Genomic DNA, 21,661 nt, shown 5'->3' on the forward strand with positions numbered 1-21,661 from the left:
TCTATCGGTACGCCTCCAGCAGGGAGGAAATCACTGCACCCACATCAATCCCTTCTGCCTTGGCAGCGTAGGAAACGGCCATGCGGTGCTTGAGCACGGGGGGTGCCAATTCAAGAATGTCATCGACTGATGGACTGAAGCGACCATCCAGAAGCGACTTCGCCCGTGCCGCTAAGATCAATGCCTGACTGGCCCGCGGCCCAGGTCCCCAAGTGACATACTGGCGGACCAGTTCGTTATTGGTACTTTCCGGGCGGGCATTGCGCACAAGCTCCAGGATTGTTTCGATGATTTGGTCAGTGACCGGAATATCCCGCGCTAACAGCTGAGCCTTCATCAAATCTTCTGCAGAAAAGACCGACTTCACCTCAACAGAGCGGTTGTCGGTTGTCTCTACCAGAATACGGCGTTCGGTTTCCGCGTCCGGATATTCCACATTGATCTGCATCAGGAAGCGGTCAAGCTGAGCCTCTGGCAGGGGATAGGTGCCTTCCTGTTCAATCGGGTTCTGGGTCGCCAGCACATGAAAAGGCTCTGGCAGGTCATAAGACACACCGGCGACTGTCACTTTTTTCTCCTGCATGGCTTGCAGAAGGGCTGACTGGGTTCTTGGGCTTGCCCTGTTGATCTCATCCGCCATCAAAAGCTGACTGAACACAGGGCCCGGAACAAACTGGAATTGTTGACGGCCGGTTTCATCTTTTTCCAGGATTTCTGATCCGAGAATATCTGCGGGCATCAAGTCCGGCGTGAATTGGATCCGCTTTTCACTGAGGCCGAAGACTTTGCCGAGAGTTTCCGCCAAACGGGTCTTGGCAAGTCCCGGAACACCGATCAAAAGTGCGTGACCGCCCGCAAGAAGGGTTATCAGCGTCTGCTCAATTACCTCGGTCTGTCCAAAAATCTGATGGCCGATTTCGGTTTTCAGATCCCCCAGTTTGCTTGATAGAACCCCGATTTCCTCAAGGGTTTCTTCAGCCGTGCCGTCGAGTTTTTCCATCAGATCCCCAAGTTCCTTTTGAAATTCACCGCGCCATGAGTACATATTAATACATCATACAGAATAAGCTAGGATAAGGCTAAAATATGACAAGTCCTGTGACGACAGACGCACTGAGTGAAATTGCTAAACAGATAAAGGATAAGAAGCATCCGCCTGTGCATTTGTGGAATCCCGACTATTGTGGAGATTTGGATATCCGCATTGCACGGGACGGGACATGGTATTACATGAACTCCCCCATTGGTCGAAAACCACTTGTGAAACTCTTTTCCAGTGTTCTTCGCTATGACGAGGACGGACGATACTATCTGGTGACCCCGGTTGAAAAAATCGGCATCACGGTGGACGATGCCCCTTTTGTTGCCGTGGAAATGTTTCACGAGGGGGAAGGGCGTGATCAGGTCCTAAGTTTCAGGACACATGTGGATGAATATGTTATTGTAGATGAAGACTACCCCATTCGCATGGCCTTTGAAAAAGAAACGGGAGAGCCCTCTCCCTATGTTTTGGTCAGATCTAATCTGGAAGCCCTGATTGTCAGATCCGTCTTTTATGATCTGGTGGAGCTATCGACAGAAGAAGAGATTAATGGTGTGAAACGATTTGGGGTCTGGAGTAGCGGAAAGTTTTACGAGTTCGGGACAGTAGATGAACTATTTGGCGAGTGACAAAAATATCCTGAGGCAGAGTTTCCAGTCGTTACTGGATCCGGTGCCAGAGCAGGATATTATGCGGATGGCCGATGCAGAAGGCTTGCGGGGGGATCATGACCTTAATCCGGCGAGCTTTCCTGGCCAGGTTCATGATTTCAAACCTGCGGCCGTGCTTGTTCCCATTGTGGTGCGGGAGGCTGAACCCTCTGTCATCCTAACAAGACGTGCCACCCATATGAAGAAACATGCGGGCCAGATCAGTTTTCCGGGTGGCCGGGCAGAAGCACATGATGATAGTCCCGTATCCACTGCCCTCAGGGAAAGCCAGGAAGAGATTGGGCTGGACCCATCCCTTGTGGAAGTGGTGGGTAGCCTTTCCACATACATAACAGTGACCCGCTACACGGTTATTCCTGTGGTTGGACTGGTCGAGCCCTCCTTTGATTTGACGCCGGAGGAAAGCGAGGTTGCAGAAATTTTTGAGGTACCGCTTCGATTTTTGCTTGATGAAGCGAACCACCGCAAGCATTCCGGATTTCATAACGGGGTTGAACGGTTTTGGTATGCCATGCCGTATAATGATTATTACATCTGGGGTGCAACCGCAGGAATGCTGAAAGATCTGTCAGAAAGGGTGAAAAAGCTGTGATTAGGGGGATGTTATTCCATTTGATGCTGTTCCTGATCCCGTTCGTGATTTACGGGATTTACCTGCTGATGGTGAAGCGGGCCGGGGGCGAGGGAACTGTTAAAGGCAGATCTGTTGCCATTACGGCGATCATCGGCCTTGTCCTGATGGGCGGCAGCTTTATCGTTCTCTGGGCCGTTCAGGACAACCCCAAGGATGGTGTTTACATTCCACCCCGCTATGAAGATGGAAAGCTGATCGAAGGCCAGATCCTGCCGCGCGAACCGGATTAGCCGGGGAGGGGGCGGTGTTTACACTCAAAGATCTGAAGACAGAACCGCCTGAATGGCTACTTTATCCAGAAAGTCAGGAGCTTTTAGCCTGTCTTGAAGGCGCAGGTGGAGAAGGGCGATTTGTTGGTGGCTGCGTGCGAGACGCGCTTCTTGGAATAGTGAGTGAAGATCTGGATATCTGTACAAGTCTGCCCCCGGACGAAGTGATGTATGCCTTGAAAGAGGAAGGGATCCGCGTGCTGCCAACGGGCCTGAAGCATGGAACGGTGACCGCTATGCTGGGTGAGCGGCGCTTTGAAGTCACCACATTGCGCGAAGATGTGGAAACATATGGCCGACACGCAGAAGTTCGTTTTACCGATGATTGGCAGGAAGACGCAGCCCGTCGGGATTTTACGTTTAATGCGCTTTATATGGAGGGGGATGGAACCCTTCATGATTATTTTGGAGGACTTGCAGATTTGGAGCGAGGCCTTGTCCGCTTCATTGGTGATCCGGTTGAGCGGATCAAGGAGGATTATTTAAGGATCCTTCGCTATTTCCGCTTTTTGGGCCGGTTTTCGGGAACCATCTTTGATCAGCGATCCATGGAGGCCTGCCGGACAGAGCGAAGCGGAATTCGGCAGCTGTCCGCTGAGCGGATTGCCAAGGAGATCCTGACTTTACTGGCGACAGATGATCCATCCTTTGCCGTTGAAAAAATGATCGAGACTGAGGTCTGGGCACAGGTTTTTAAGAGCCCGGCCAACTGGATCCGGTTTCAGGGGTTGATGCGCACCCAACTGAGACGACCGGACCCAATCCTGAGGCTGGCAGCCCTGATTGCAGGGGAATTGCCGGATCCATCCTTCATGCGCCATGGTTTGCGCCTGTCTAACCGGCAAATGAAGCGATTGGAGGCTTTATGGACCTATCGGGATTTGGCAACGGATAGCCGTCCCTTTGAGGAGCAGATCTATCGGTTGGGGCGGGATACATATTATGATCAGGTTAGTTTGCTGATTGCGGATGATCCGGATAACCCTCACTGGAAGCTCCAGCAGGAAGAGGGGATGAAATGGCAAATGCCGGAGTTTCCGGTCAGCGGTCAGGATTTGTTGGAGACCGGCCTTGCCGCGGGGCCAGAGATTGGCATAAAGCTGAAAGAGCTGGAGCAATTCTGGATCGATGAGAAGTTTCAGCCCAGCAAAAGCGATCTTCTGTCACGCTATTAGGTGGTTCATGCCGATTATCCAGCCTTCTTCGCTCGTAACTGCTGCAAGCTCGTCAGAAGGAAGATCAGGGGCAGCAAGGGCTTCCTGGAGGTGACCTTTGCGGTTTCGTGTCATGAGATCGTTCCGACAAGCAGTGACCTGGCGAGCATCCTTAATAGGGTGATCAACGGATTGATGATCAGACAGGCTTGGCCAGACTTCTCCCAAGATGATGCCATCGAGCTTTTGATCCCAATTGGTTTCAAAAGGCCAGAAGGATACGGAATGATCCTCTTCCAGCTGCAGTGCCAGGTTCAGAAGCTCATATAGTCCCGTCAGGGTCTGACTACCGACAGACCCTTGGCCCAGCAATTGCCAGACATTCATGATCCCAAAGCCTTGTTTCTTTAACAGGGCCTCACAGATCCGCCATTCGGAAAAACCCCGATGGTGAAATGGGGGTTTGGTTCGGCTGAGGTGGCTGTGAGTTTGTCCCACAGGATGCCCCCAAAATGGGCCCGGGTGAGGCGACAGGCGTTGATTGAGGATTGATGCCGCGACAAATCGGTTATTGGCATCATCAGGCTCTGAAATAAGATGCTCATGAATTGCTGTTGCGGCGGCCCGGCCACCTCCAAGGGAGGAGCCCGCCGGATAGCCAAACGGAAAATCAAAGGCAAGTAACGCCCGCCCACCGGATTGCCTTGCAAGCTCCTGAAGGCGCTTGCGACAGTCATGGCGGGTGCGGAAATATTCAATGCCCTCTTTCCCCGCCACATCCGACCAGCCGATCCAACAGCGGTCCGGGCTTTCCCGTTTGGGGCCCGGGCTGGCCGCAGCGGACCAATCCACGACAGCGATCAGGTTGAATGCCTGTTCGGAGGGCAATTTATCTGACATAAACAGATGCAGGTCCTTCAGTTACCTTAGATCTTACCAGCTTTTTCCAACTGTTTTTTGTATAGGGAGAGATACCAGAGGACGCCAAGACCGATAAAAAACACGCCTAACCCGCCGAAGAAGCCAAAATTACCGCCCCAGAATTGCCCAAGACCAACAAGATTTCCCATTATAATTTCCTTTTCAATGATCCATCCACCGCCAGTTTAGTTGGCTTGCATGGATGCGCAAGGTGAGAGGCGAAAATTTCGGACTATTCTTGAAAATGCCCCATTCACGTCCCATTGTTCAAACTGTGATTTACGGACACAGGAGATCAAGATGAGAAAACTGTTGATTGGCTGCTTTACAGGTGCTGGTCTCATGTTTGCTGCAGTTGGGGGCAGTCTTGCTGATGAAAAGGGGGCTGATGATCTGGCGCTGGAAGGGATCAGCAAACTGATGGAAGCGCTGGAGATGTTCGTGGATGCAATCCCTCAATATTCGGCCCCGGAAATGTTGGAAAACGGGGATATCATTATCCGCCGAAAAAACAAGCTTGAGCCGGATGATGAAAAAGACGAGCCAGAACTGGAGAAAACCAAGACCTGATTGGTTCCTCAATTGAACAACGGAAAGCGGATATTTTCAGTTGCGTGTCTTTGCTAAACCCTTCACACAAGGTTCGGTGAAAGGGATTTTGAAATGCTGACAGAAACAGTGATGTTGGAAGCCGTCAAGGACCGGGATGCGGAATATGACGGTGTCTTTTTTTATGGGGTAAAGACGACCGGTATTTTTTGTCGTCCCTCCTGCTCCTCCCGTCAGGCAAAGCCCGCCAATATGACTTATTTTGGCAGTGCGCTGGCGGCAAGGCATGCGGGCTTTCGGGCGTGCCGGAAATGTCAGCCGGACAGCTCCATCATCGTCTCAGATAAAATCCGGATGGTTCGGGACATCTGTTCCCTGCTGGAAACCTGGCTGGCTGATGGACCTGAGAAAAAGCCCAGCCTGAAGATGCTGGCAGCAAAGGTTGGGTATAGCGAGGATCATCTGTCCCGGACATTCAAGAAACTGGTTGGGGTGAGCCCACTTGATTATTTCGATGCACTTCGAAACCGGCGACTGAAAGAAAACCTGAAATCCGGGGGAACGGTTGCTGATGCGGCCTATGGTGCGGGGTTTGGATCATCCAGTCGGTTATATGAGGCGGCGAGCGTTCGTCTTGGAATGTCACCAGCCTCTTACGCTAAAGGTGGGCGCGGGGCGGAGATCGCTTACAGTATCGTGGATTGTTTCCTCGGGCGTATGCTGGTCGCGGGAACGCGCCAAGGCGTTTGTGCTGTCTATTTTGGAGATGATGATGACCAGCTGATTGATGAATTGGCTGAAGAATTTCCGAAGGCAGAAATTGGTCTGGAGCTTGGGGTTCTTAGCCACTGGGCAGAACGGATCACGCGGTATCTGGAGGAAAAGGGCCAGGTAACACTGGATGTGCCGCTGGATATTTATGGAACTGCCTTTCAGCGGCTGGTGTGGAATGAGCTTTTGAAAATCGCACCGGGAGAGACAAAAACCTATCATCAGGTGGCCACTGAAATGGGCCGGGCCAAATCTTCCCGTGCGGTGGGGCGTGCCTGCGCCACCAATCCGGTTTCGTTAATTGTGCCCTGTCATCGGGTGATGGGCAGTGACGGAAAGCTGCATGGCTATCGTTGGGGGCTTGAGCGTAAAGAAGCCCTGATCGAGTGGGAGCTGGAAGAAGTCAAAGAGCGGGCCGAAAAGCCAGCAAAATCTGCCTGATCAGCTGTTTTCCTCTCCCTCTCTCTTGGCAAGGCGCAGGGCTTTTTGTTCTGCCATTTTTCGGGCAATCATTTCGCGGCGTTTTTTGTAGGCCTCACGTGCCTTGGCCATACGCGCTTCGCTATCTTTGCGTTTTTGCTCCTGCCAAATCTTCATGACTTTCTTGCGGTACGGGATGTAATATTTCCGGGTTTGGGAATGATAATAGGCGACAGCTGTTGTCCAGGAACGATGTTCCCTTTGCAGTTTTTTCAGGAGGCTCCCGGCATAATTGGCATTGATCTTGGGATCAAAAGCATCCTCCAGATTGTCAAAGGCTTCTGGATGCCAGTAAAGGTTCACCTGCATGCAGCCTACGTCGATATTCTTCACGCCTTTGGCGCGCAGTTTCTGTACCTCGGCAATGGCAGCTTCCTTGTTGGGCAGATATCGCCCACGTCCTTCGGAATAAACTGTCCAGGGCCAGGCAATTATTTCCCGGCTTGCTTTGTGCCAACGGCCTGTCTCGGTAAGTGAGATTGCATTTAAAAGCCGCTTGGGAAGCTTGAATTTTTTCTCCATGGCTTCGGTGGCATTTCTGCATGTTTCCAAATACTTAGCCCCTCCCGCTGGAAAGGTGCCAGCCGCCGCTGGCGTGGTCGCAAGCAGAACAAAGAAGAGAATTAAGTTCGTCGTCAGTTTAGGCATTTAGGTTCTCCTGATACCGGTTCTGCCCTAAACGATGCAAAGCCTATGCCGTTTTATATTTCTGACCACTTTTCTGGAAATAATCGCCAAGTCGTTTGAGCAGGAAGCCTAACACCTCCTGAAGATCTTGGGCACCTGGGATGAGGGAAAGGGCTTTCGGATCCATATAAAGATCGCGGTTGATCTCAATCTGCAGGGTATAGATGTTGCGCGCCAGATCAGCATATGTGCGGGTAATATAGCCGCCTGCATAAGGTGAGTTGAACGCAACTGAATGATCTTTTTCCTGCAAGGTTGCCGCGACAAGATCAGTAATCTCCTGAGGGCAGGTGCGGCCAAAACGGTTGCCAAGGATAAAGTCACTGAGCGGTGGCTCAGCCATTTCCCTTCCCGAGTTGCCAGGCATGGAATGGCAATCAATCACCAAGGCAAACCCAAATTGCCGGCGACATTTTTCAATCAGGCGCTGCAAGGCCTCATGGTAGGGCATATGGCAGGCCGTAATGCGGTGCTCTGCCTCAGCAAAGGAAAGCTTGCGATCGAAAATGGCCACATCGGCCGAGACGATGCGCGGAATGGTCCCAAGACCCGCACTGACCCGGGGGGAGTGCCGGTTGACGAAGGGCGGCAGCGGATCTTCAAACATGTCCGGGTCCAGCTCCCACGCTTCACGGTTGGCGTCGCAAAAGACACGGGGAAAGCGCGCCGTGAGAAGCGGAGCGCCCAAGGGAACGCAGGCCTCAAACAAATGATGGACGGCATAATCCTCCGACTGGCGAAGGTCGGTCAGGCTGAGACAGGAAGCCTCCACAAAGCTTATTGGGTAATGATCGCCACTGTGGGGTGATGAAAAAATCAGGGGCAGGCGCCAATCTTCCGGGTATGTAATCTCGATAGGATGCGATTCTAGGCTTTTCACCCGTAACTCCACTTCAGCTAACCTTTAACGCAAATGTGAACCGCTAAAAACCGCCATTTTGGTTCACGCCTTTTGCGTTCCAGATGTCTATAGTATAGGCTGAAAATAAGAATACAATGCTAGATACAGAGTGGCGTACATACCCTTATGGCTCGTATATTACTTGCGGAAGATGACAACTCCATGCGGCATTTCCTGGCGCGGAGCCTGGAAAATGCAGGACACGAAGTCCTCGCGTTTGCCGATGGAGAGGATGCGCTTCCCGCCCTGCAGGCAGGGCCTTTCGATATCCTGATCACTGATATTGTGATGGATCGCCTTGGGGGGCTGGAGCTGGCCATGCGGGCGCAAGCTGTGAAGCCGGGAGTGCCGGTCATCTATATCACCGGCTTTTCCGCCATCACCATGGAAGACGCGGGCGAAGAAGTAAACTTTAGCCAGCTTCTCTCAAAACCTTTTCATTTGAATTCTCTGGTTGAGGCCGTAGACAAGGCCCTGGCTGCCCAGCAGGCGTCCTGAAACCCGCGAATTGGGAAGATGCGCAAAAAAGAGGGTTGCCAAGCTTTTCCCAGCGGATTATAAGACGCCCACTTCTCATGCAGATGCATGCCGGAGGGTGTATAGCTCAGTTGGTTAGAGCGTTGCCTTGACATGGCAGAGGTCACAAGTTCGAATCTTGTTACACCCACCATTTTCCCATAGAAAATTTAGAATTATTTTTTCAAGAGCTGCGCAAGCGCCGAGTTGTTCTTTTCAAATGGTTCGTTGATAGGCCAAATTTGTGATAGGTTTTTTACTAGATCAATAGAGGGTCGCTTTAAGAACTTTGAGTATTACAGAACACAAAAAAAAGAAGCACGAAATTTTCATTCTTGAGGAAGCGATCCGGCTACTTGATGTCGACTGGGTTTTTTCGCCTTGTGTACCTCCTGGACCCGATTTTCTAATTGAAAGCGGTAGTTCAGAATTTGGTTTGGAGCTTACAGAGGTGTTCAAGGGCTATATATCTGGTTCTGGATCCGAAGATAAGAGAAGAGAGCGGACTAACCAGCAAATAATTAATCGTTTAAAAGCAGAGTATCACGAAAGCTCTAACGTTAAATTGACTGTAAAGTTGCTAGGAGATATTCGTTCCAAAAATATAGAAAAACTGCCTCGCGTTTTACTTGATATGAAGCTTGAACAATATCAGAAGGGTCAGTATTTCGAGTTTAAGCTTGGTCCGACCCTTAAAGTGTTTGTGACGGTTGCCTACATGGATGACTGGTATCTATTAAATGATAGGGGAGGTTTCGTCAGAATGTCTCCAAAGCCAATAATTCAAGATGCAATAAACAAGAAGGCGCTAAAGTTAAAGCAATATCAAAGAGCTCTTGGGGAAGATGTTCGTCTGCTCATATACGCTAACAGACGTAACAGCAGTGGGAAGCTTGATCTAAAAAAAGCTTGTGGTTTTGATTTGCGGGGGTTTCGAGAAGTGTATTTTTTTGCTTATCCGGATAATATTTTTAACCTCAGTTAAAGTTTCTCATACTCTCCTCCATCAAAAATTCACGAGCTGCATTTTCTGGGTTTACATCCTAAAAATCCGTCGCTAACATCGCGCTCATGAAAAACGTACTCGCACATATGACCATTGTGGCCGTCATTCTTAAAAATAGAATGGCGGAGGTTTAAAAGGTTTCAAAACGTCCGCCCTTTTGAGGGGTTGGATCGTTGTGCAGTTTTTCTTCCCCTCCGGGCACTGAGAGGAGAAGAAAATGAAGACGTATCAGAGTTCCCCAAGTTCCAACTCACCCAAGTTGCACTTTTTCTGCGGAAAGATGGCTTCCGGCAAATCCACGCTGGCGTCCCGTTTGGCTGAGAAAGAGAAGGCGATCCTGATCAGTGAAGATGTCTGGCTGAGCCGGCTGTTCCCCGATGAAATCACAACATTTGAGAAATACATCACCCATTCTGCGCGGTTAAAGCGGATCCTGAAAGATCATGTGATGGAGCTGCTGAATTCCGGCGCTACCGTGATCATGGATTTTCCGGGCAATACCCGCACGCAGCGGGCCTGGTTCAAGAGCCTGATCAATGAAACCGCCGTTGATCATGAACTGCATTTTCTGGATCGGAGCAATGCGGAATGCCTTGTTCAGCTGAAAAAGCGCAATAAGGACAAACCGGAAGGCAGCAAGTTTTCAAGCCCGGAAGAGTTTATGATGGTCACCGGCTATTTCGAGCCACCCCGGGAAGAGGAAGGCTTCAAGCTGGTTCGCCATTAATCAGAGGCGGACATGACTGCTCAGGCTGAAGGCTGATTGGACGCTTTTCCCGCAGAAGCTGTCTGATTAGCCTTTGCCAGGTCGGGCAAGGCAAGAGACATATTGGCTGGTGTCAGAAGCTCTACCTTCAGCTCTTTAAGCGCCGCCCGAATGGATTTGTTTACATCATACCTGACTTGGAAATATTTCCGGCCCGGCACCCAGGAGCGAAGTCCCATGATATAGCCACCATAAGTAAAATCATGGATACCCACTTGCGGATCCGGCTCCTGCACAATATCCGGGTGGGACTTGAGGATCGCTAACAACTTTTCAGTTAATTGGTCAGTATCAACACCGGCGGGCACCGCGATTGTTGTTTCCAGAATGCGAGTGTCATGGGAGTTGACGATGACCTGCCCGACAATTTCCTTATTGGGGATTGAGATTTGTTCCCCATCCTCCCCGGTAATAAAGGTGATACCGAGGGTGATTTTATCGACCACACCGCTAACCCCCAGGACATTGATCACGTTACCAACCACAAAAGGCCGGGTCAGGATAATGGCAATCCCGGCGCCAAAGTTGGAGATCGGACCTTGCAACGCCAAGGTGGCGCCTAAGGAAACGGCACCGGCCAAAGCAATCAGCGGGGCAATGCTGATCCCGAAATTGCCAAGGGTGATGATCACCAGCATCACCAGCAACACCAGTTTGATGGTGCTGCCGATAAATCCGCTCAATGTTTGATCGATATTCTTGGCGAGGGCCACTTTGGTGACCCTGTTGCCAATCCAGTTAGCGACCATCAGGCCGAAGAGGAGGAAGACGAGGGCGCCGACGATCTGGAAACCGTACTGAACGCCAAACTCGATGACCATATCCAGATATTTATTCACTGCTTCCAGATTCTGCTCAATCTCGTCCATGCCCTAACTTCCTCTCTCATTTCTCTGGCTTATGTCTGATTAGTCAGAAGATCCGCCGAGCAGTCCCTTAACGGCACCGCCAACACCTTCAACTGCTTTTGATGCGCCAGACGCAGCACCAGCCGCCCCATCAGTGACACCTTTAGTAACGGATCCAAGACCATCCTGCAGGGATTGAAGGGTCTTGCCAACACCAAGATCACCGATCACAGACATACTGCCAGCGGTAATAGATTCGATGATTTTCGCCGCGACTTCACCGGGATCCGCGCCGCCTTCTTCCTTGCCGATGTCTTTCAGGGTGATGGTTGGAAGGTTGCCTTCAATGCTTTTATTCATCGTGATCGGGGCTTTTACCACCACTTTACCGCCTTGAATGACGAGGCTGTCGATAATCAGCTTTGGACCTTCACCTTCTTCTGAGCTGGAGCTCTCGCTGCCGCCCATGGCTTTCACATAGTCATCAACATTTTTCTTAAGCGCGTCCAGATTGTTGCCGCCTTCTTTCAGCTCGTAAACAACTCGTGGCGCGTCCACCTTGATTGACGTGATGTGGATCAGCTCACCGCTTGTATCTGCGATATTCACTTCAACAGCGATCTCTCCCAGTTCAAAAGCGTTTGGTTCCTCAAAACCAGATGGATTGCCGACGGTTAAACCGCGAAGACCACCCTTGCCGGAAGTCATATCGATGTCGACCTCATTGAGGGAAACTTCTGACTGGGTCACTTCGGAGCCATATTCTTCAACGGCTGCGATAATGATTTTGTCCAGATTGAAATACACAACACCAACAACAATCGCGATGATGATCACGAGTGCGGCGACAACGCCACCAATTATCTTACCCATTGGAAACCCCTCCAATTATTTTGTGTCCCTTTCTGGTATAGCGCCGATTGAAAGGTAGGTGCAATTCTTTAGTTCAGCTAATTTAGGACCCTTTGTCGCATTTTGGAGAAAAGCGATGAAAATCAATCATGGGTGGGTGACAGGCGCTCATAATTCATAATAAGATGCCGGACATAATAAGCTGACTTACTAATTTAGAGGCAAAACCAGATGGGGCTTGCCCTAGGGCGGAAATAAGAAAGGAATAAAAATGGGACCTTTGGCTGGTGTGAAAATTGTGGAAATGGGCGGTATTGGACCAGGGCCCATGTGTGCGCTGCTCCTGGCAGATATGGGCGCGGACATTGTTCGGATTGACCGGATGGAGGATGCTGGCCTGGGTGTTCACACGGATCCAAAATACAATCTTTTAATGCGCGGGCGCCGGTCGGTCGCCGTTGACAGTAAATCCGCGGAAGGGCGGGAGACCATCCTGAAACTGATTGAGCAGGCAGATGGCTTGATCGAAGGGTTTCGCCCCGGCGTGATGGAACGGCTCGGACTTGGACCAGATGATGTCTTTGCCCGTAACCCGAAGATTGCCTATGGCCGGATGACAGGCTGGGGGCAGGATGGACCTATGGCGAAAGCGGCGGGTCATGACCTCAATTACATTGCGCTGTCCGGTGCGCTGCATGCAATCGGCCGTAAAGATGGCCCACCAACACCCCCGTTGAACCTGGTTGGTGACTTTGGCGGTGGTGCCCTGTACTTGGCTATGGGCCTTTTGGCGGCAATTTTGGAATCAAAAACGTCCGGCAAGGGGCAAGTTGTTGATGTGTCCATGGTGGAAGGGGCAGCCAGCCTGATGACCACTTTCTTTGGTCTGAAAGCAGCCGGTCGCTGGTCTGATGAGCGGGGCACTAACATTCTGGATAGTGGTGCCCATTTCTATGATGTTTATGAAACATCAGATGGTGAGTATGTGTCCATTGGCTCCATCGAGGGCAAATTCTATAAATTGCTTCTGGAGCTGACGGGTCTTGATCAGGAAGAGTTGCCAAAACAGATGGATGAAAGCCAGTGGCCGATGCTGAAGGAAAAACTGGCTGGCGTCTTCAAGACCAAAACACGTGCCGAGTGGTGCGATATCATGGAAGGCACGGATGTGTGTTTTGCGCCCGTTCTCAGCCTTTCGGAAGTGGCGGATCATCCGCACAACAAGGCGCGGGGGAGCTTTGTGGAAATTGACGGAGTTCTGCAGCCGGGTCCGGCACCAAAATTCTCTCGCACCCAAAGTGAAATTCAGCATCCACCTTGTTCGGCTGGCCAGCATACCGATGAAGCCCTTAGCGATTGGGGATTTGATGCTGCTGCCATTTCAGACCTGAAAGCAAAGGGCGCTGTTCGCTAAACAGGGTTTTTAATCTGTGTATTAAAGGCCGGAATTTTTCCGGCCTTTTTTCATTTCACGGCAAGGTAGTCATCCTCTTGACCTTTTCTCCTTTATAAACGACTCTTAAGGGACGGTTTTAAAAGGGAAAGACCATGCTGCTGAAACATCCAAATGCCGACGATGGGGATGAAGCTCCACTTGTACTGGGAAGTCACGAGCAGGAGAAATCTGTTCGTCGATCAACCATGGCATCGCGGCTGTTTTTCCTGATGCTGTTTCTGACATCGGTGATCTGGCTAGCGGCTGTCCTTGTATATGCAGACCGAAATATTGGCTGGGCCAATGTCTTGCAGATGCTGCCCCATGAAATTGGGGCGTTTTTTGCTGGTGCTTTTGCTCCGTTGGCGTTTCTTTGGCTGCTCGGCGCGTATGCCCGGCGCGGAATTGATAATCGCCTGCAAGGTGCAAGTCTGGATGCCTTGCTGCGGGAGCTTTCGTATCCAAGCCCGGAAGCCGAGGCCCGCGTTGCCAGTCTGACGATGACCTTGCGACGTCATGCCCGGGAAATTCAGGCAGAGACAGAAAATGCCGCAACCCGTCTTCGCGAAGTCAACCAGCAACTGACAGGGCAGCAATCTGCTGCGCGCGAGGTGGTTGATAAACTTCTGAAAGATACGGATCAGCTACAGGGCGAGCTGGATGCGCGAATTGCCGTGATCAATGCGTTGTTGAAGGAATCTTCTGAACAATCTGGCCGGCTTGATGAAATTGCACTGGAACAGGATGCTAAGCTGAAAGAAGCCTACGCCTTAGCGGATGACCGTACAGCCGCGATTGAAGCTTCTCTAGCCCGTCAGATAGAGGCACTTGAAGAAGCGGTTGCGGTATCAGAAGCCAAGGCTGCAGCCATGACAGAGTTGCTATCCGGAACCAGTCAGGGGCTTGAAGCCGCGGCCGTTCGGATGCTGGAAAAAGCGAGCAGTGTCAGTGACGAGCTTGGAAGCCAAATCCGCAGCATTGATAACACCTCCGATCTGGCGCGGGAGAAAATGGATCGCGGTAGTGATCAGTTCAAACAGCGCATTGAGGAGATAGAGGATCTAAGCCGCCGGAGCCGGGCGGAGCTCGAAAAAGCCTCAGATGAGCTGCGGGAGCGGACCAGTGATATGGGACAAACCGGGCAGGCCAGTGCGCAGCGACTCTTGGATCTTCGCGATCAAATGGCTACAAGCATTAGTCAGATCGAAACAGCCATGGAAACTCTTCAGGCGCGCCAGGCTGATTTCCGCGGTGAAGCCGACGAGGCAGTGAAAGATCTTGGGCATAACAGTGGCATGTTGTCTGATGAAGCACGCAAAATGGCCGGTATGTCGGCCGAGCTTGCCGACGAAATTCGCGGCGCCATGCAGGGTCTTCGTGATGAAATGCAGCAAATGCAGGATATGTTTAAGGCCACGCAGACCAACCTTGGCGATGTGGAGGCGATCCTACAAAAAGGCGAGACCTTGCTGAAAGACGCTGGCGCCCGGTCGCTTGCCAATGCGGATGACCTGAAGGAACGGCTTCGCGACTATGCAGAAGAGCTGGATGGCAATACCAACCGCGCTGCCAGTCGTACCACAGAAATCCAGGATCAGTTCAAGAAGCAGATCCTCTCCTTGCAAGAGGCGGTGGGTCAGATTGATGAGCTCTCCCAAGATATTGCCGCCCGACTTGATAGCAACGTGGACAATCTGTCTAAAGCCAGCCTGGAAGCTAACAACCAAATCACCCAGCTTGGCAGTGGCTTCCAGCGGCAGGCAGAAGCGCTGAATGTGGCAGCCAGCCGTATGCGTGAAGAGTTGAAAGAAGCGGGTGAAGGGCTGAAACGGGAAACTCAGGATATTGAACAATCTGGCACTCGGACCTCTCGCAGTTTGCGTGAAGCGGTTTCTGAGTTGGAGCAGAAGCAGAAGGATCTGGCAACAGGTGCTGAGCTTTCCAGCTCTAAACTCTCCATGGCAATCGAGGAAGCGGTTCGTCATCATCAGGACCTGATGGCAAGCGCAGAACGGGCGACATTGCAGGCCCGCCAGTCTGGCGAAAATGCTCAGTCGCAAAGCGCAGAGCTTGCACGGATCGCAGAGAAAACTTCTGCCGAGCTGAGAGCTCTTGGTGATCAGGCTCATCAATATGTGGAAGGTCTTGAAGAGGCAGCCAGTCGGGCCCGTGCTGAGGGGGCCAGCTTGTCGGATGAAACTCATGCCAATGTGACCCGGATTGAGGATGCAAGCAAGGCCGCCAAAGAACAGTTTGAGGATCTCTCAGCGCTTTCCGAAAATGCTCGGATGAATGCAGAGAGTCTGGAAAAGGTTCTGCGCGAGGAGACAGCGGCCATGACGGAAGTCGCGCGAGATCTGGCTGAGAAATCCGAATATATAGAGAAATCATTGAGCGAACGGACGCGCCTTCTGGAGAAAACACGAGGCCTTTCCAATGTGGCAGGGGATGCGTACCGGCGCAAAACATTGGAGCTTGCTAAGGCTAGTGAGTTGATGCTGAGCGGTCTGCAGACAGCGGATGAGGCACTGAACCGTCATCGCAAGCAGATTGAGAATACCCGTGCTCGTTTCCAGGTGGATCTGGATAGTCTGACCGATCAAATGAACCAGGCCGGAGAGAGGGCCAACCACCTTTCTGAAGAGACCGCCAATACTTTCAAAACACGCGCTGAGCAGTTGGCCGCATATGTTGGAAATGTACAGGCTGGATCCGCGCGGATGCTGGAGCAGTTCGAGCAACAGAAGAAACGCTTGGAAGTAACCGCCCAGCAGGTCGAGAATTCCCTGAAACAAACATCCAACCTGTTGCAGGAAGAGAGCAAGAACCTGAAGGATGCTTCGACAACAGCTGCTGAAGAAGCGTTGATTTCCAGCCTGAAATTCCAGAAGCAGGCCGAACGGTTGAAAGAGGCTTCTGCACGGGTCCAACAGCAAAGTGAAGAGATCTCCGCCCGTCAGAAATCAAGAGGCGGGGAGGCCTTCCGAAAAGCTTCCGCTCTTATTATTGACAGCTTGCATTCAATTTCGATCGATCTTGCTCGCTCCTTGGATAACACGCTTCCAGAAGAGCTCTGGAACCGATATCGCAAGGGAGAGAAAAGTATTTTCACTAAGAAGCTGTTGAAATCCCGGGATCAAGACAAGATCAAGACGCTTTATAAAGAAAGCGGGGATTTCCGTCGCTATGTGGATGAATATCGTCGGTCCTTCCGTCAGCTCCTGGAGGAGACTGAACAGTCTGAACATGCCAAGATGTTGTTTGAGACCTATTCCAGCTCTGACATTGGTAAGGTTTACTTCATGCTCAATGATGCCTTGGGTGATGACTAGGAATTGATGGACATCTTTCGTTCATCTGAGTACGGTTCATATTAAAATTTACAGCTACTAGAGGGGTTTAGGATGACTGACCAGCCGTCCAAGGATGTTGTGAGTGAGGCCAAGGCGCAAGGGACTGCCAAGATGGCCCAGATAGTCTATTTTCTTTATCTCGCGGCTATCGTTGTGCCAATGGCCAATGTGGTCGGTGTGATCATGGCCTATGTCAATAAGGGTGATGCTGCCCCCTGGGTACAAAGCCATTACCAGTTTCAGATCCGTACCTTTTGGATTTCCCTCCTGATCGGATTTATTGGTGCGGCTCTGACAGCAGTCTTTGTTGGCTTTCTCGTACTGCTGGCGTTGCTCATCTGGTATATCCTTCGCTGCGTAAAAGGTCTTAAATACCTGGATCAGAAAACACCTTACCCGGATCCTAAAACCTGGAAATGGTAAGCCATTAAAAAACCTGCCTTTTGGCGGGTTTAGTCAGAACTCTGTGGTTAAAAATGTTTCTGCAGAGATGATCCGGAACTCACGATCCAGGTAGAATGGATAGTGGATTAAGGTTCCAAATATGAGTTGTTCGATTGATAATTTTCTTTGTCGTCGCGACAGATCTAAACCTCCTCTGTCATCGGTCAGTCCCCAACCGGCATAAAACGGGCCGCCATAAGTTGTCACCGAAATGCCTCTAAGCAGGGCTTCAAATCCCAGAAGGGAGGTCATGGTGCAAACCTGGTCAATAGACGGGAGTAACTGGTCTATCGATCCGGTGTTTAGAATAATGTCTGCGTATTCTTTGGCGTTCTCAACTGAAATCGCACCTTCTCTACCTGCCTTTTCCACATCCGGGTGAGGTTTGTAGAGAATACGGGCTTTTGGAAAATCTTCTCGAACTTTTTGTAGGAGTTTCAGGTTAGATTGAATGACATTTGTTCCGGTGATAATAGAGGCATCGTCCTCGACCTGACCAGGGACCAAGATGGTTTTTTTCTCTGAGAGTGGAAGCTTCAGAGGCTCGTCTTGCAGATTATACTTGTTAAGTTTCTTCTCAAGGATAGTTTTCAGAAGCTCTGCAGCCCGATCTTTTTCGAATTTTGAAAATTCATGTGTGTTTAAAAACCTCTCCAGATCACTTGCCTGAGAGGGATTGTAGTAAATGCCACTTCTGTCTATCACCAGAGATTGAGCAGGGACTAGATGTGCACCCAGTCCTTTTGAGCGGATAAAGCCGTCTTCCATATGGATAATGCTGACACTGGTCCTTTCTGATGCCAGGCCTGGAAATTGTGGGAGCTTTGATGACCAGACTAAAATTTCGCCATCTCTTTCATTTCTCCAGTCTAAAGCCGCGGCATCATCGTTGAAGAACCTAATTTTTGAGGGTGCGAGCATTTTTTTGATATGGCCGCGTTTCCATTTAGAAAACCCAAGACAGGCAAGTACGGGCGGCAAAAGACGCTTGAACCGGCTTTTTGCAAGAACATCATAGAGCAGGTTTTCTTGTGCTTTCAGGCTAGTTTGGTTTGGAAATTGCCAGCCGTCTTTCTGGAAAAGGTCGTATAGAATGGCAATTTTCTTATCCCTATCCCATTGGTGTCGCTCCTCAATTCCGCTTTTGGTCAACCGGTAAACCGGAACGTCCAGCAACTGACAAAACAAGGTGACGATGTCCGCCTGAGAAAGGACTTTTCCCGCTTTAGCGAGATGGTAGATCCATCCTGGCTTAATTGGGGATGGTTTGAAGAGTGGCAGGGGAAAGCTCTTAACAGCCAAGTGCGTGAGAGTTATACCATTCTCAGTTGCCAATAAAGTGCCGTTTTTATGCGCTGGCCAAAGGTCTGGGTTGATATCCGTTAGGCAAAGCCGCGCGTCGGCATTCAGGCTTCCATAGGTTTGTTGAAAGGCCTGAATATAGCTGTCCAGAATTTTCTGCAGTTCACCTGGGACATCTTCCAGGGAAGCGCTATCATTTAAGCGAATGCTTCCCTGAAAACGGTCATTTGCAACTCTAAGGCCTAGGAACCACCGATTCCTTTGAAAAGAGGATTGCTGATCTTTGGTTCGTGGCTTTTCTTCCCAAGCATCATGTTCGGACATGTTCATGAATTGCCGAGATTATCAGCAGGCAAAGTCCATAAATGATGGATAGCCCGATAAAAATTGAGAGGACTTCTTTCCAGCGAATTGGTTCCGTTGGCTCTTCCGGGAAGCTTGGAGGGACAAATGGCACCAGGTAGACACTTTGACGGGAAGCCTCATTTCGAACTGCATCCAGCGTTATTAAAGTGTCTTCGTAAACTTTTTTGTTCACCTCAACCAGTAACTGGAGTTCTTCAAAAGCTTCCAATTGTGCACTCATGTCAGAGGCACTTGAGTTTCCAAGCCGTTTTAATTCCCGTTGTTTTTCGACTTCAAGAGCAGCGATTTTAGATTTTATCGCTACGATTTGAGGGCTTGTATCGGCAAGGTAGCTTCTCATTTCTGCCATTTCAGTGCGCGCCTGTGCTATTTGAGCCTCCAGTTTCGACACTTGAGCCATGATGGCGGCAGCGTTTACATTTGGATCTACGAACTGAGAAGAACTTCGAAAATCAGCTAGGCGTTTGGCAGACTCTAGGTATTTGTTTTTCGCTTTTTCGAGTTCTTTTTCAGCAAACTTGATTGAGTCGTGTTTGGCGCGGTCTGAGACCTGATCCACCATCTCTTCGCTGAGGCGGGTTATCTCCATGGCAATCAATGTAGCTTCCTCAGGCGTGAAGGCTTTTACCTGAACTTCTAGCGTTCCAGTACCATCATCAGAAACAATGACAAAATCTTCAAAGTATTTCTTGAGATCTTCCTGAGATGCATCTGTGGGAAGACGAGCATAGCTGTCTATATTGGAGTTTGAATAGATCGTCCTGATCGGAACTGAATGAGACAGCTTTTCAAGCAGATCATTGGAGTGAACATACTCAGCCACCATGTTGAGGTCTTGGCTACCTGCACCCCGTCCCAATGCTCCCATTATACCTCCCAATGCAGAAGGGGAGTGGGAGGATTCAGTGCTTTTGACAACCAGCCGCATTTCGCTTACATAAATATCAGACGCGACAAAATAATAGTAAACAAAGGCAAATGTACTGGGGACCAGGACTAGAAGTGCATATCCAAGTATGACAAAAACACCAACCAATGAACGTTTTCGTTGCGGGTTGGCAGGGTATTGAGAAGTCTCTTGCAGCGTCTGGCTCCCAGACTTGTCAGTCGTGATCTCTTGGGCCCCTTTATTCGTGAGCTCCTGATTTTGCTTTGCAGGAATATTCAACTTACATTAGCCTTTTTTATAAAATGAGATCGCATCTTCCAAATCTTCGAAGACAATAAACTTTGAATCTCTCAGAACCAAGCCCATATCGCAATAGTTTCGGATCGTTCCCGGGTTATGGGAGACCATGATCAGGCCAGACCGGTGACGCCTAGCGGCAAAAGCTTTCTGGGCTTTTTCTCTAAACCATTGATCGCCAACTGAAGTGATTTCGTCAATTAGGTAAAAGTCAAAATCAATTGCCAAGCTTAAGCCAAAGGCAATTCGAGAGCGCATACCTGAAGAGTAGGTTTTGATTGGCATGTTTATATATTCGCCAATTTCCGCGAAATCTTCGACAAACTCAGTGACGTAATTGATATTTGCCCCATATATCCGAGATATGAAGCGAATATTTTCTTTAGCTGTGAGTTCTGCATGAAAACCACCTGCAAACCCAAGTGGCCAAGATACGCGCGCGTTGGAAATTCTAATTCGTCCTTTGTCGGGGCGTTCTGAGCCACCGATCATTCGTAAAATTGTGGATTTCCCAGAGCCGTTTCGGCCAAGAATCCCGATATGTTTATCCGTTGGGAGGGCAATGCTAATATTCTTGAGGATTTCCCTATATCCAGTTTTTGTTGGGTATCCTTTTGAAACTCTGTCAAATAATATCATTGTTCAGCGGTCATTTGCTTTTGCTTCGTTGCAGAGTCAACGAGAAACATAATAATCAACATTATCAAGAGACTTTGGACGATATACTCTAAATTGCTGTACCGGGCTTCATAACTGTCAAAGTAAAAACCTCTGAACTGGTCTATCATATGAGCAATAGGATTATATAGAACTATTTCTCGATAGGCGGCAGGGAGGTCTGAAACAATAAAGAAGACACCGCTCGTAAAGAACATCACGCGAAAGCACGCACCAATCAGTTCGTTGATTGCCCGAATGTAAAAGCTTATGCACGAGACAATGTGGCCAAATGCCATTCCAAACAATGCGAGGCAGCTGGCGATAAAAATGCAGCCAATGGCATCGTCTACCTCTAGCTTTGTTCCTAATGCAGTGTGAAAAACGATTAGCAAAATGCAGAAAACAACAATTTTTGTGGAGAATTCCAACGTCGTCCTGGCGATGAGAACATCATAGACGGTTACCAAGGGGTAAGTTAGCAGATTTCGATTACCCCGAATTGAGTTGGTACATTGTGTTCGATTATCAGAAAACAAGAACCACGGGATGAAACCTGTAATGAGAACAAGTTCCAATGGCATGCCGACGGGGGTTAGCCGACCAACATAGGTTCGAATGAGGTAAAAGACCGAGATCTGTAGCAAAGGCAGGATGAAAGCCCAGAGATAACCAATTTTCTGACGTCCGAAACGCGTACGGGTTTCCCTGATAACCAGTGCCCATACAATTCTCATATGAATTGAAAAAGCAGTCCACCAATTGGAAAGAAGAGTTGTCATGCTGGTCTTTTTAGCTTGCATATCGGCTCTGTACAAGAACTTGGAAATCTGGCGCAGTCTAAAGAATGT

General features: G+C 49.9%; 23 protein-coding genes and 1 tRNA gene. 13 read left to right on the plus strand and 11 right to left on the minus strand.

Annotated features, from left to right (window positions below; translation table 11 throughout):
- Position 1: 1 nt before the first annotated feature.
- A complete protein-coding gene (locus HH301_RS06985) occupies positions 2–1,000 on the minus strand; it encodes an AAA family ATPase (protein WP_169567917.1) in 999 nt (332 codons plus the stop codon).
- An 86-nt stretch (positions 1,001–1,086) separates the two neighbouring features.
- Between HH301_RS06985 and HH301_RS06990 the strand changes: the two genes are divergently transcribed.
- The 4 genes from HH301_RS06990 to HH301_RS07005 are packed head-to-tail and all read left to right on the plus strand — an operon-like array spanning position 1,087 to position 3,791.
- A complete protein-coding gene (locus HH301_RS06990; RefSeq protein WP_169567919.1) occupies positions 1,087–1,671 on the plus strand; it encodes a DUF1285 domain-containing protein in 585 nt (194 codons plus the stop codon).
- Positions 1,652–2,305 (plus strand): CoA pyrophosphatase, encoded by a 654-nt coding sequence (locus tag HH301_RS06995; RefSeq protein WP_206378214.1) that lies wholly within the window; start codon positions 1,652–1,654, stop codon positions 2,303–2,305. The genes HH301_RS06990 and HH301_RS06995 overlap by 20 nt, the downstream gene beginning before the upstream one ends.
- Before the next feature lie 8 nt (positions 2,306–2,313).
- Positions 2,314–2,577 carry a DUF6111 family protein gene (locus HH301_RS07000; RefSeq protein WP_169567921.1) on the plus strand — a complete coding sequence of 88 codons (264 nt, stop codon included), beginning with the start codon at positions 2,314–2,316 and terminating at the stop codon, positions 2,575–2,577.
- 14 nt (positions 2,578–2,591) lie between these two features.
- Positions 2,592–3,791: a tRNA nucleotidyltransferase/poly(A) polymerase-related protein gene (locus HH301_RS07005; RefSeq protein ID WP_169567923.1), complete on the plus strand. Its 1,200-nt coding sequence runs from the start codon at positions 2,592–2,594 to the stop codon at positions 3,789–3,791.
- On the opposite strand, the gene HH301_RS07010 is transcribed toward HH301_RS07005, so the two are convergent.
- Together HH301_RS07010 and HH301_RS07015 are read right to left on the minus strand one after the other, a co-directional pair.
- Positions 3,780–4,670, minus strand: a complete 891-nt coding sequence (locus HH301_RS07010) for a hypothetical protein (protein WP_169567925.1) — start codon at positions 4,668–4,670, stop codon at positions 3,780–3,782. The genes HH301_RS07005 and HH301_RS07010 overlap by 12 nt on opposite strands.
- Positions 4,671–4,696: 26 nt before the next feature.
- On the minus strand, positions 4,697–4,840 hold the full coding sequence (locus HH301_RS07015; RefSeq protein WP_169567926.1) for a hypothetical protein: 144 nt from the start codon (positions 4,838–4,840) through the stop codon (positions 4,697–4,699).
- A gap of 151 nt (positions 4,841–4,991) precedes the next feature.
- On the opposite strand from HH301_RS07015, the gene HH301_RS07020 reads away from it, so the two are divergent.
- Positions 4,992–5,261, plus strand: a complete 270-nt coding sequence (locus HH301_RS07020) for a hypothetical protein (protein WP_169567928.1) — start codon at positions 4,992–4,994, stop codon at positions 5,259–5,261.
- A 93-nt stretch (positions 5,262–5,354) separates the two neighbouring features.
- Entirely contained in the window at positions 5,355–6,452 is a 1,098-nt protein-coding gene (locus HH301_RS07025) for a bifunctional transcriptional activator/DNA repair enzyme AdaA (RefSeq protein WP_169567931.1), read from the plus strand.
- Here HH301_RS07025 and HH301_RS07030 read toward each other — a convergent pair whose 3' ends face one another.
- Together HH301_RS07030 and HH301_RS07035 are read right to left on the minus strand one after the other, a co-directional pair.
- A complete protein-coding gene (locus HH301_RS07030; protein ID WP_169567933.1) occupies positions 6,453–7,139 on the minus strand; it encodes a lysozyme family protein in 687 nt (228 codons plus the stop codon).
- A gap of 43 nt (positions 7,140–7,182) precedes the next feature.
- Entirely contained in the window at positions 7,183–8,058 is an 876-nt protein-coding gene (locus tag HH301_RS07035; protein WP_169567935.1) for an N-formylglutamate amidohydrolase, read from the minus strand.
- A 147-nt stretch (positions 8,059–8,205) separates the two neighbouring features.
- Between HH301_RS07035 and HH301_RS07040 the strand changes: the two genes are divergently transcribed.
- From HH301_RS07040 to HH301_RS07055, 4 genes are all read left to right on the plus strand, one after another.
- Positions 8,206–8,577 carry a response regulator gene (locus tag HH301_RS07040; protein WP_169567937.1) on the plus strand — a complete coding sequence of 124 codons (372 nt, stop codon included), beginning with the start codon at positions 8,206–8,208 and terminating at the stop codon, positions 8,575–8,577.
- A gap of 95 nt (positions 8,578–8,672) precedes the next feature.
- Positions 8,673–8,749: transfer RNA gene (locus tag HH301_RS07045), tRNA-Val, on the plus strand.
- A 135-nt stretch (positions 8,750–8,884) separates the two neighbouring features.
- Complete coding sequence (locus HH301_RS07050) at positions 8,885–9,580, plus strand: hypothetical protein (protein WP_169567939.1); 696 nt, start codon at positions 8,885–8,887, stop codon at positions 9,578–9,580.
- 238 nt (positions 9,581–9,818) lie between these two features.
- Entirely contained in the window at positions 9,819–10,328 is a 510-nt protein-coding gene (locus tag HH301_RS07055; protein ID WP_169567941.1) for a P-loop nucleotide/nucleoside kinase family protein, read from the plus strand.
- Between the two features lie 20 nt (positions 10,329–10,348).
- Here HH301_RS07055 and HH301_RS07060 read toward each other — a convergent pair whose 3' ends face one another.
- Complete coding sequence (locus tag HH301_RS07060) at positions 10,349–11,236, minus strand: mechanosensitive ion channel family protein (protein ID WP_169567942.1); 888 nt, start codon at positions 11,234–11,236, stop codon at positions 10,349–10,351.
- Between the two features lie 39 nt (positions 11,237–11,275).
- Positions 11,276–12,088, minus strand: a complete 813-nt coding sequence (locus tag HH301_RS07065; protein ID WP_169567944.1) for a hypothetical protein — start codon at positions 12,086–12,088, stop codon at positions 11,276–11,278.
- Positions 12,089–12,332: 244 nt separating this feature from the next.
- Between HH301_RS07065 and HH301_RS07070 the strand changes: the two genes are divergently transcribed.
- The 3 genes from HH301_RS07070 to HH301_RS07080 all read left to right on the plus strand — a co-directional run bounded on the left by HH301_RS07070 (position 12,333) and on the right by HH301_RS07080 (position 17,278).
- Positions 12,333–13,481, plus strand: a complete 1,149-nt coding sequence (locus HH301_RS07070; protein WP_169569528.1) for a CaiB/BaiF CoA transferase family protein — start codon at positions 12,333–12,335, stop codon at positions 13,479–13,481.
- 134 nt (positions 13,482–13,615) lie between these two features.
- Entirely contained in the window at positions 13,616–16,834 is a 3,219-nt protein-coding gene (locus HH301_RS07075) for a hypothetical protein (RefSeq protein ID WP_169567946.1), read from the plus strand.
- A gap of 72 nt (positions 16,835–16,906) precedes the next feature.
- Positions 16,907–17,278 carry a DUF4870 family protein gene (locus tag HH301_RS07080; protein ID WP_169567948.1) on the plus strand — a complete coding sequence of 124 codons (372 nt, stop codon included), beginning with the start codon at positions 16,907–16,909 and terminating at the stop codon, positions 17,276–17,278.
- Between the two features lie 33 nt (positions 17,279–17,311).
- Here the strand turns inward: HH301_RS07080 and HH301_RS07085 are convergent, their stop codons facing one another.
- Genes HH301_RS07085 through HH301_RS07100 form a run of 4 tightly spaced genes read right to left on the minus strand, consistent with a single transcriptional unit; the run spans position 17,312 to position 21,613 of the window.
- Positions 17,312–18,925 (minus strand): capsular polysaccharide export protein, LipB/KpsS family, encoded by a 1,614-nt coding sequence (locus HH301_RS07085; protein ID WP_169567950.1) that lies wholly within the window; start codon positions 18,923–18,925, stop codon positions 17,312–17,314.
- Positions 18,912–20,135, minus strand: a complete 1,224-nt coding sequence (locus HH301_RS07090) for a KpsE/RkpR family capsule polysaccharide export protein (RefSeq protein ID WP_169567952.1) — start codon at positions 20,133–20,135, stop codon at positions 18,912–18,914. The genes HH301_RS07085 and HH301_RS07090 overlap by 14 nt, the downstream gene beginning before the upstream one ends.
- Before the next feature lie 6 nt (positions 20,136–20,141).
- Positions 20,142–20,792, minus strand: a complete 651-nt coding sequence (locus tag HH301_RS07095) for an ABC transporter ATP-binding protein (protein ID WP_169567954.1) — start codon at positions 20,790–20,792, stop codon at positions 20,142–20,144.
- A complete protein-coding gene (locus tag HH301_RS07100) occupies positions 20,789–21,613 on the minus strand; it encodes an ABC transporter permease (RefSeq protein WP_169567956.1) in 825 nt (274 codons plus the stop codon). The genes HH301_RS07095 and HH301_RS07100 overlap by 4 nt, the downstream gene beginning before the upstream one ends.
- Positions 21,614–21,661: the final 48 nt, after the last annotated feature.

Origin of the sequence: Sneathiella limimaris, assembly GCF_012932565.1 — a bacterium.
In the GTDB taxonomy this organism is placed as follows: Bacteria; Pseudomonadota; Alphaproteobacteria; order Sneathiellales; family Sneathiellaceae; genus Sneathiella; species Sneathiella limimaris.

Excerpts from the sequence above, each read along its gene's own strand:
- HH301_RS07010 (WP_169567925.1), bottom strand. The coding sequence starts at position 4,670 with ATGTCAGATAAATTGCCCTCCGAACAGGCATTCAACCTGATCGCTGTC.
- HH301_RS07080 (WP_169567948.1), top strand. The coding sequence starts at position 16,907 with ATGACTGACCAGCCGTCCAAGGATGTTGTGAGTGAGGCCAAGGCGCAA.
- HH301_RS07000 (WP_169567921.1), top strand. The coding sequence starts at position 2,314 with ATGTTATTCCATTTGATGCTGTTCCTGATCCCGTTCGTGATTTACGGG.
- HH301_RS07060 (WP_169567942.1), bottom strand. The coding sequence starts at position 11,236 with ATGGACGAGATTGAGCAGAATCTGGAAGCAGTGAATAAATATCTGGAT.
- HH301_RS06995 (WP_206378214.1), top strand. The coding sequence starts at position 1,652 with ATGAACTATTTGGCGAGTGACAAAAATATCCTGAGGCAGAGTTTCCAG.
- HH301_RS07095 (WP_169567954.1), bottom strand. The coding sequence starts at position 20,792 with ATGATATTATTTGACAGAGTTTCAAAAGGATACCCAACAAAAACTGGA.
- HH301_RS07040 (WP_169567937.1), top strand. The coding sequence starts at position 8,206 with ATGGCTCGTATATTACTTGCGGAAGATGACAACTCCATGCGGCATTTC.
- HH301_RS06985 (WP_169567917.1), bottom strand. The coding sequence starts at position 1,000 with ATGGAAAAACTCGACGGCACGGCTGAAGAAACCCTTGAGGAAATCGGG.
- HH301_RS07020 (WP_169567928.1), top strand. The coding sequence starts at position 4,992 with ATGAGAAAACTGTTGATTGGCTGCTTTACAGGTGCTGGTCTCATGTTT.
- HH301_RS07100 (WP_169567956.1), bottom strand. The coding sequence starts at position 21,613 with ATGCAAGCTAAAAAGACCAGCATGACAACTCTTCTTTCCAATTGGTGG.
- HH301_RS07065 (WP_169567944.1), bottom strand. The coding sequence starts at position 12,088 with ATGGGTAAGATAATTGGTGGCGTTGTCGCCGCACTCGTGATCATCATC.
- HH301_RS07055 (WP_169567941.1), top strand. The coding sequence starts at position 9,819 with ATGAAGACGTATCAGAGTTCCCCAAGTTCCAACTCACCCAAGTTGCAC.
- HH301_RS07075 (WP_169567946.1), top strand. The coding sequence starts at position 13,616 with ATGCTGCTGAAACATCCAAATGCCGACGATGGGGATGAAGCTCCACTT.
- HH301_RS07030 (WP_169567933.1), bottom strand. The coding sequence starts at position 7,139 with ATGCCTAAACTGACGACGAACTTAATTCTCTTCTTTGTTCTGCTTGCG.
- HH301_RS07015 (WP_169567926.1), bottom strand. The coding sequence starts at position 4,840 with ATGGGAAATCTTGTTGGTCTTGGGCAATTCTGGGGCGGTAATTTTGGC.
- HH301_RS07025 (WP_169567931.1), top strand. The coding sequence starts at position 5,355 with ATGCTGACAGAAACAGTGATGTTGGAAGCCGTCAAGGACCGGGATGCG.
- HH301_RS06990 (WP_169567919.1), top strand. The coding sequence starts at position 1,087 with ATGACAAGTCCTGTGACGACAGACGCACTGAGTGAAATTGCTAAACAG.
- HH301_RS07085 (WP_169567950.1), bottom strand. The coding sequence starts at position 18,925 with ATGTCCGAACATGATGCTTGGGAAGAAAAGCCACGAACCAAAGATCAG.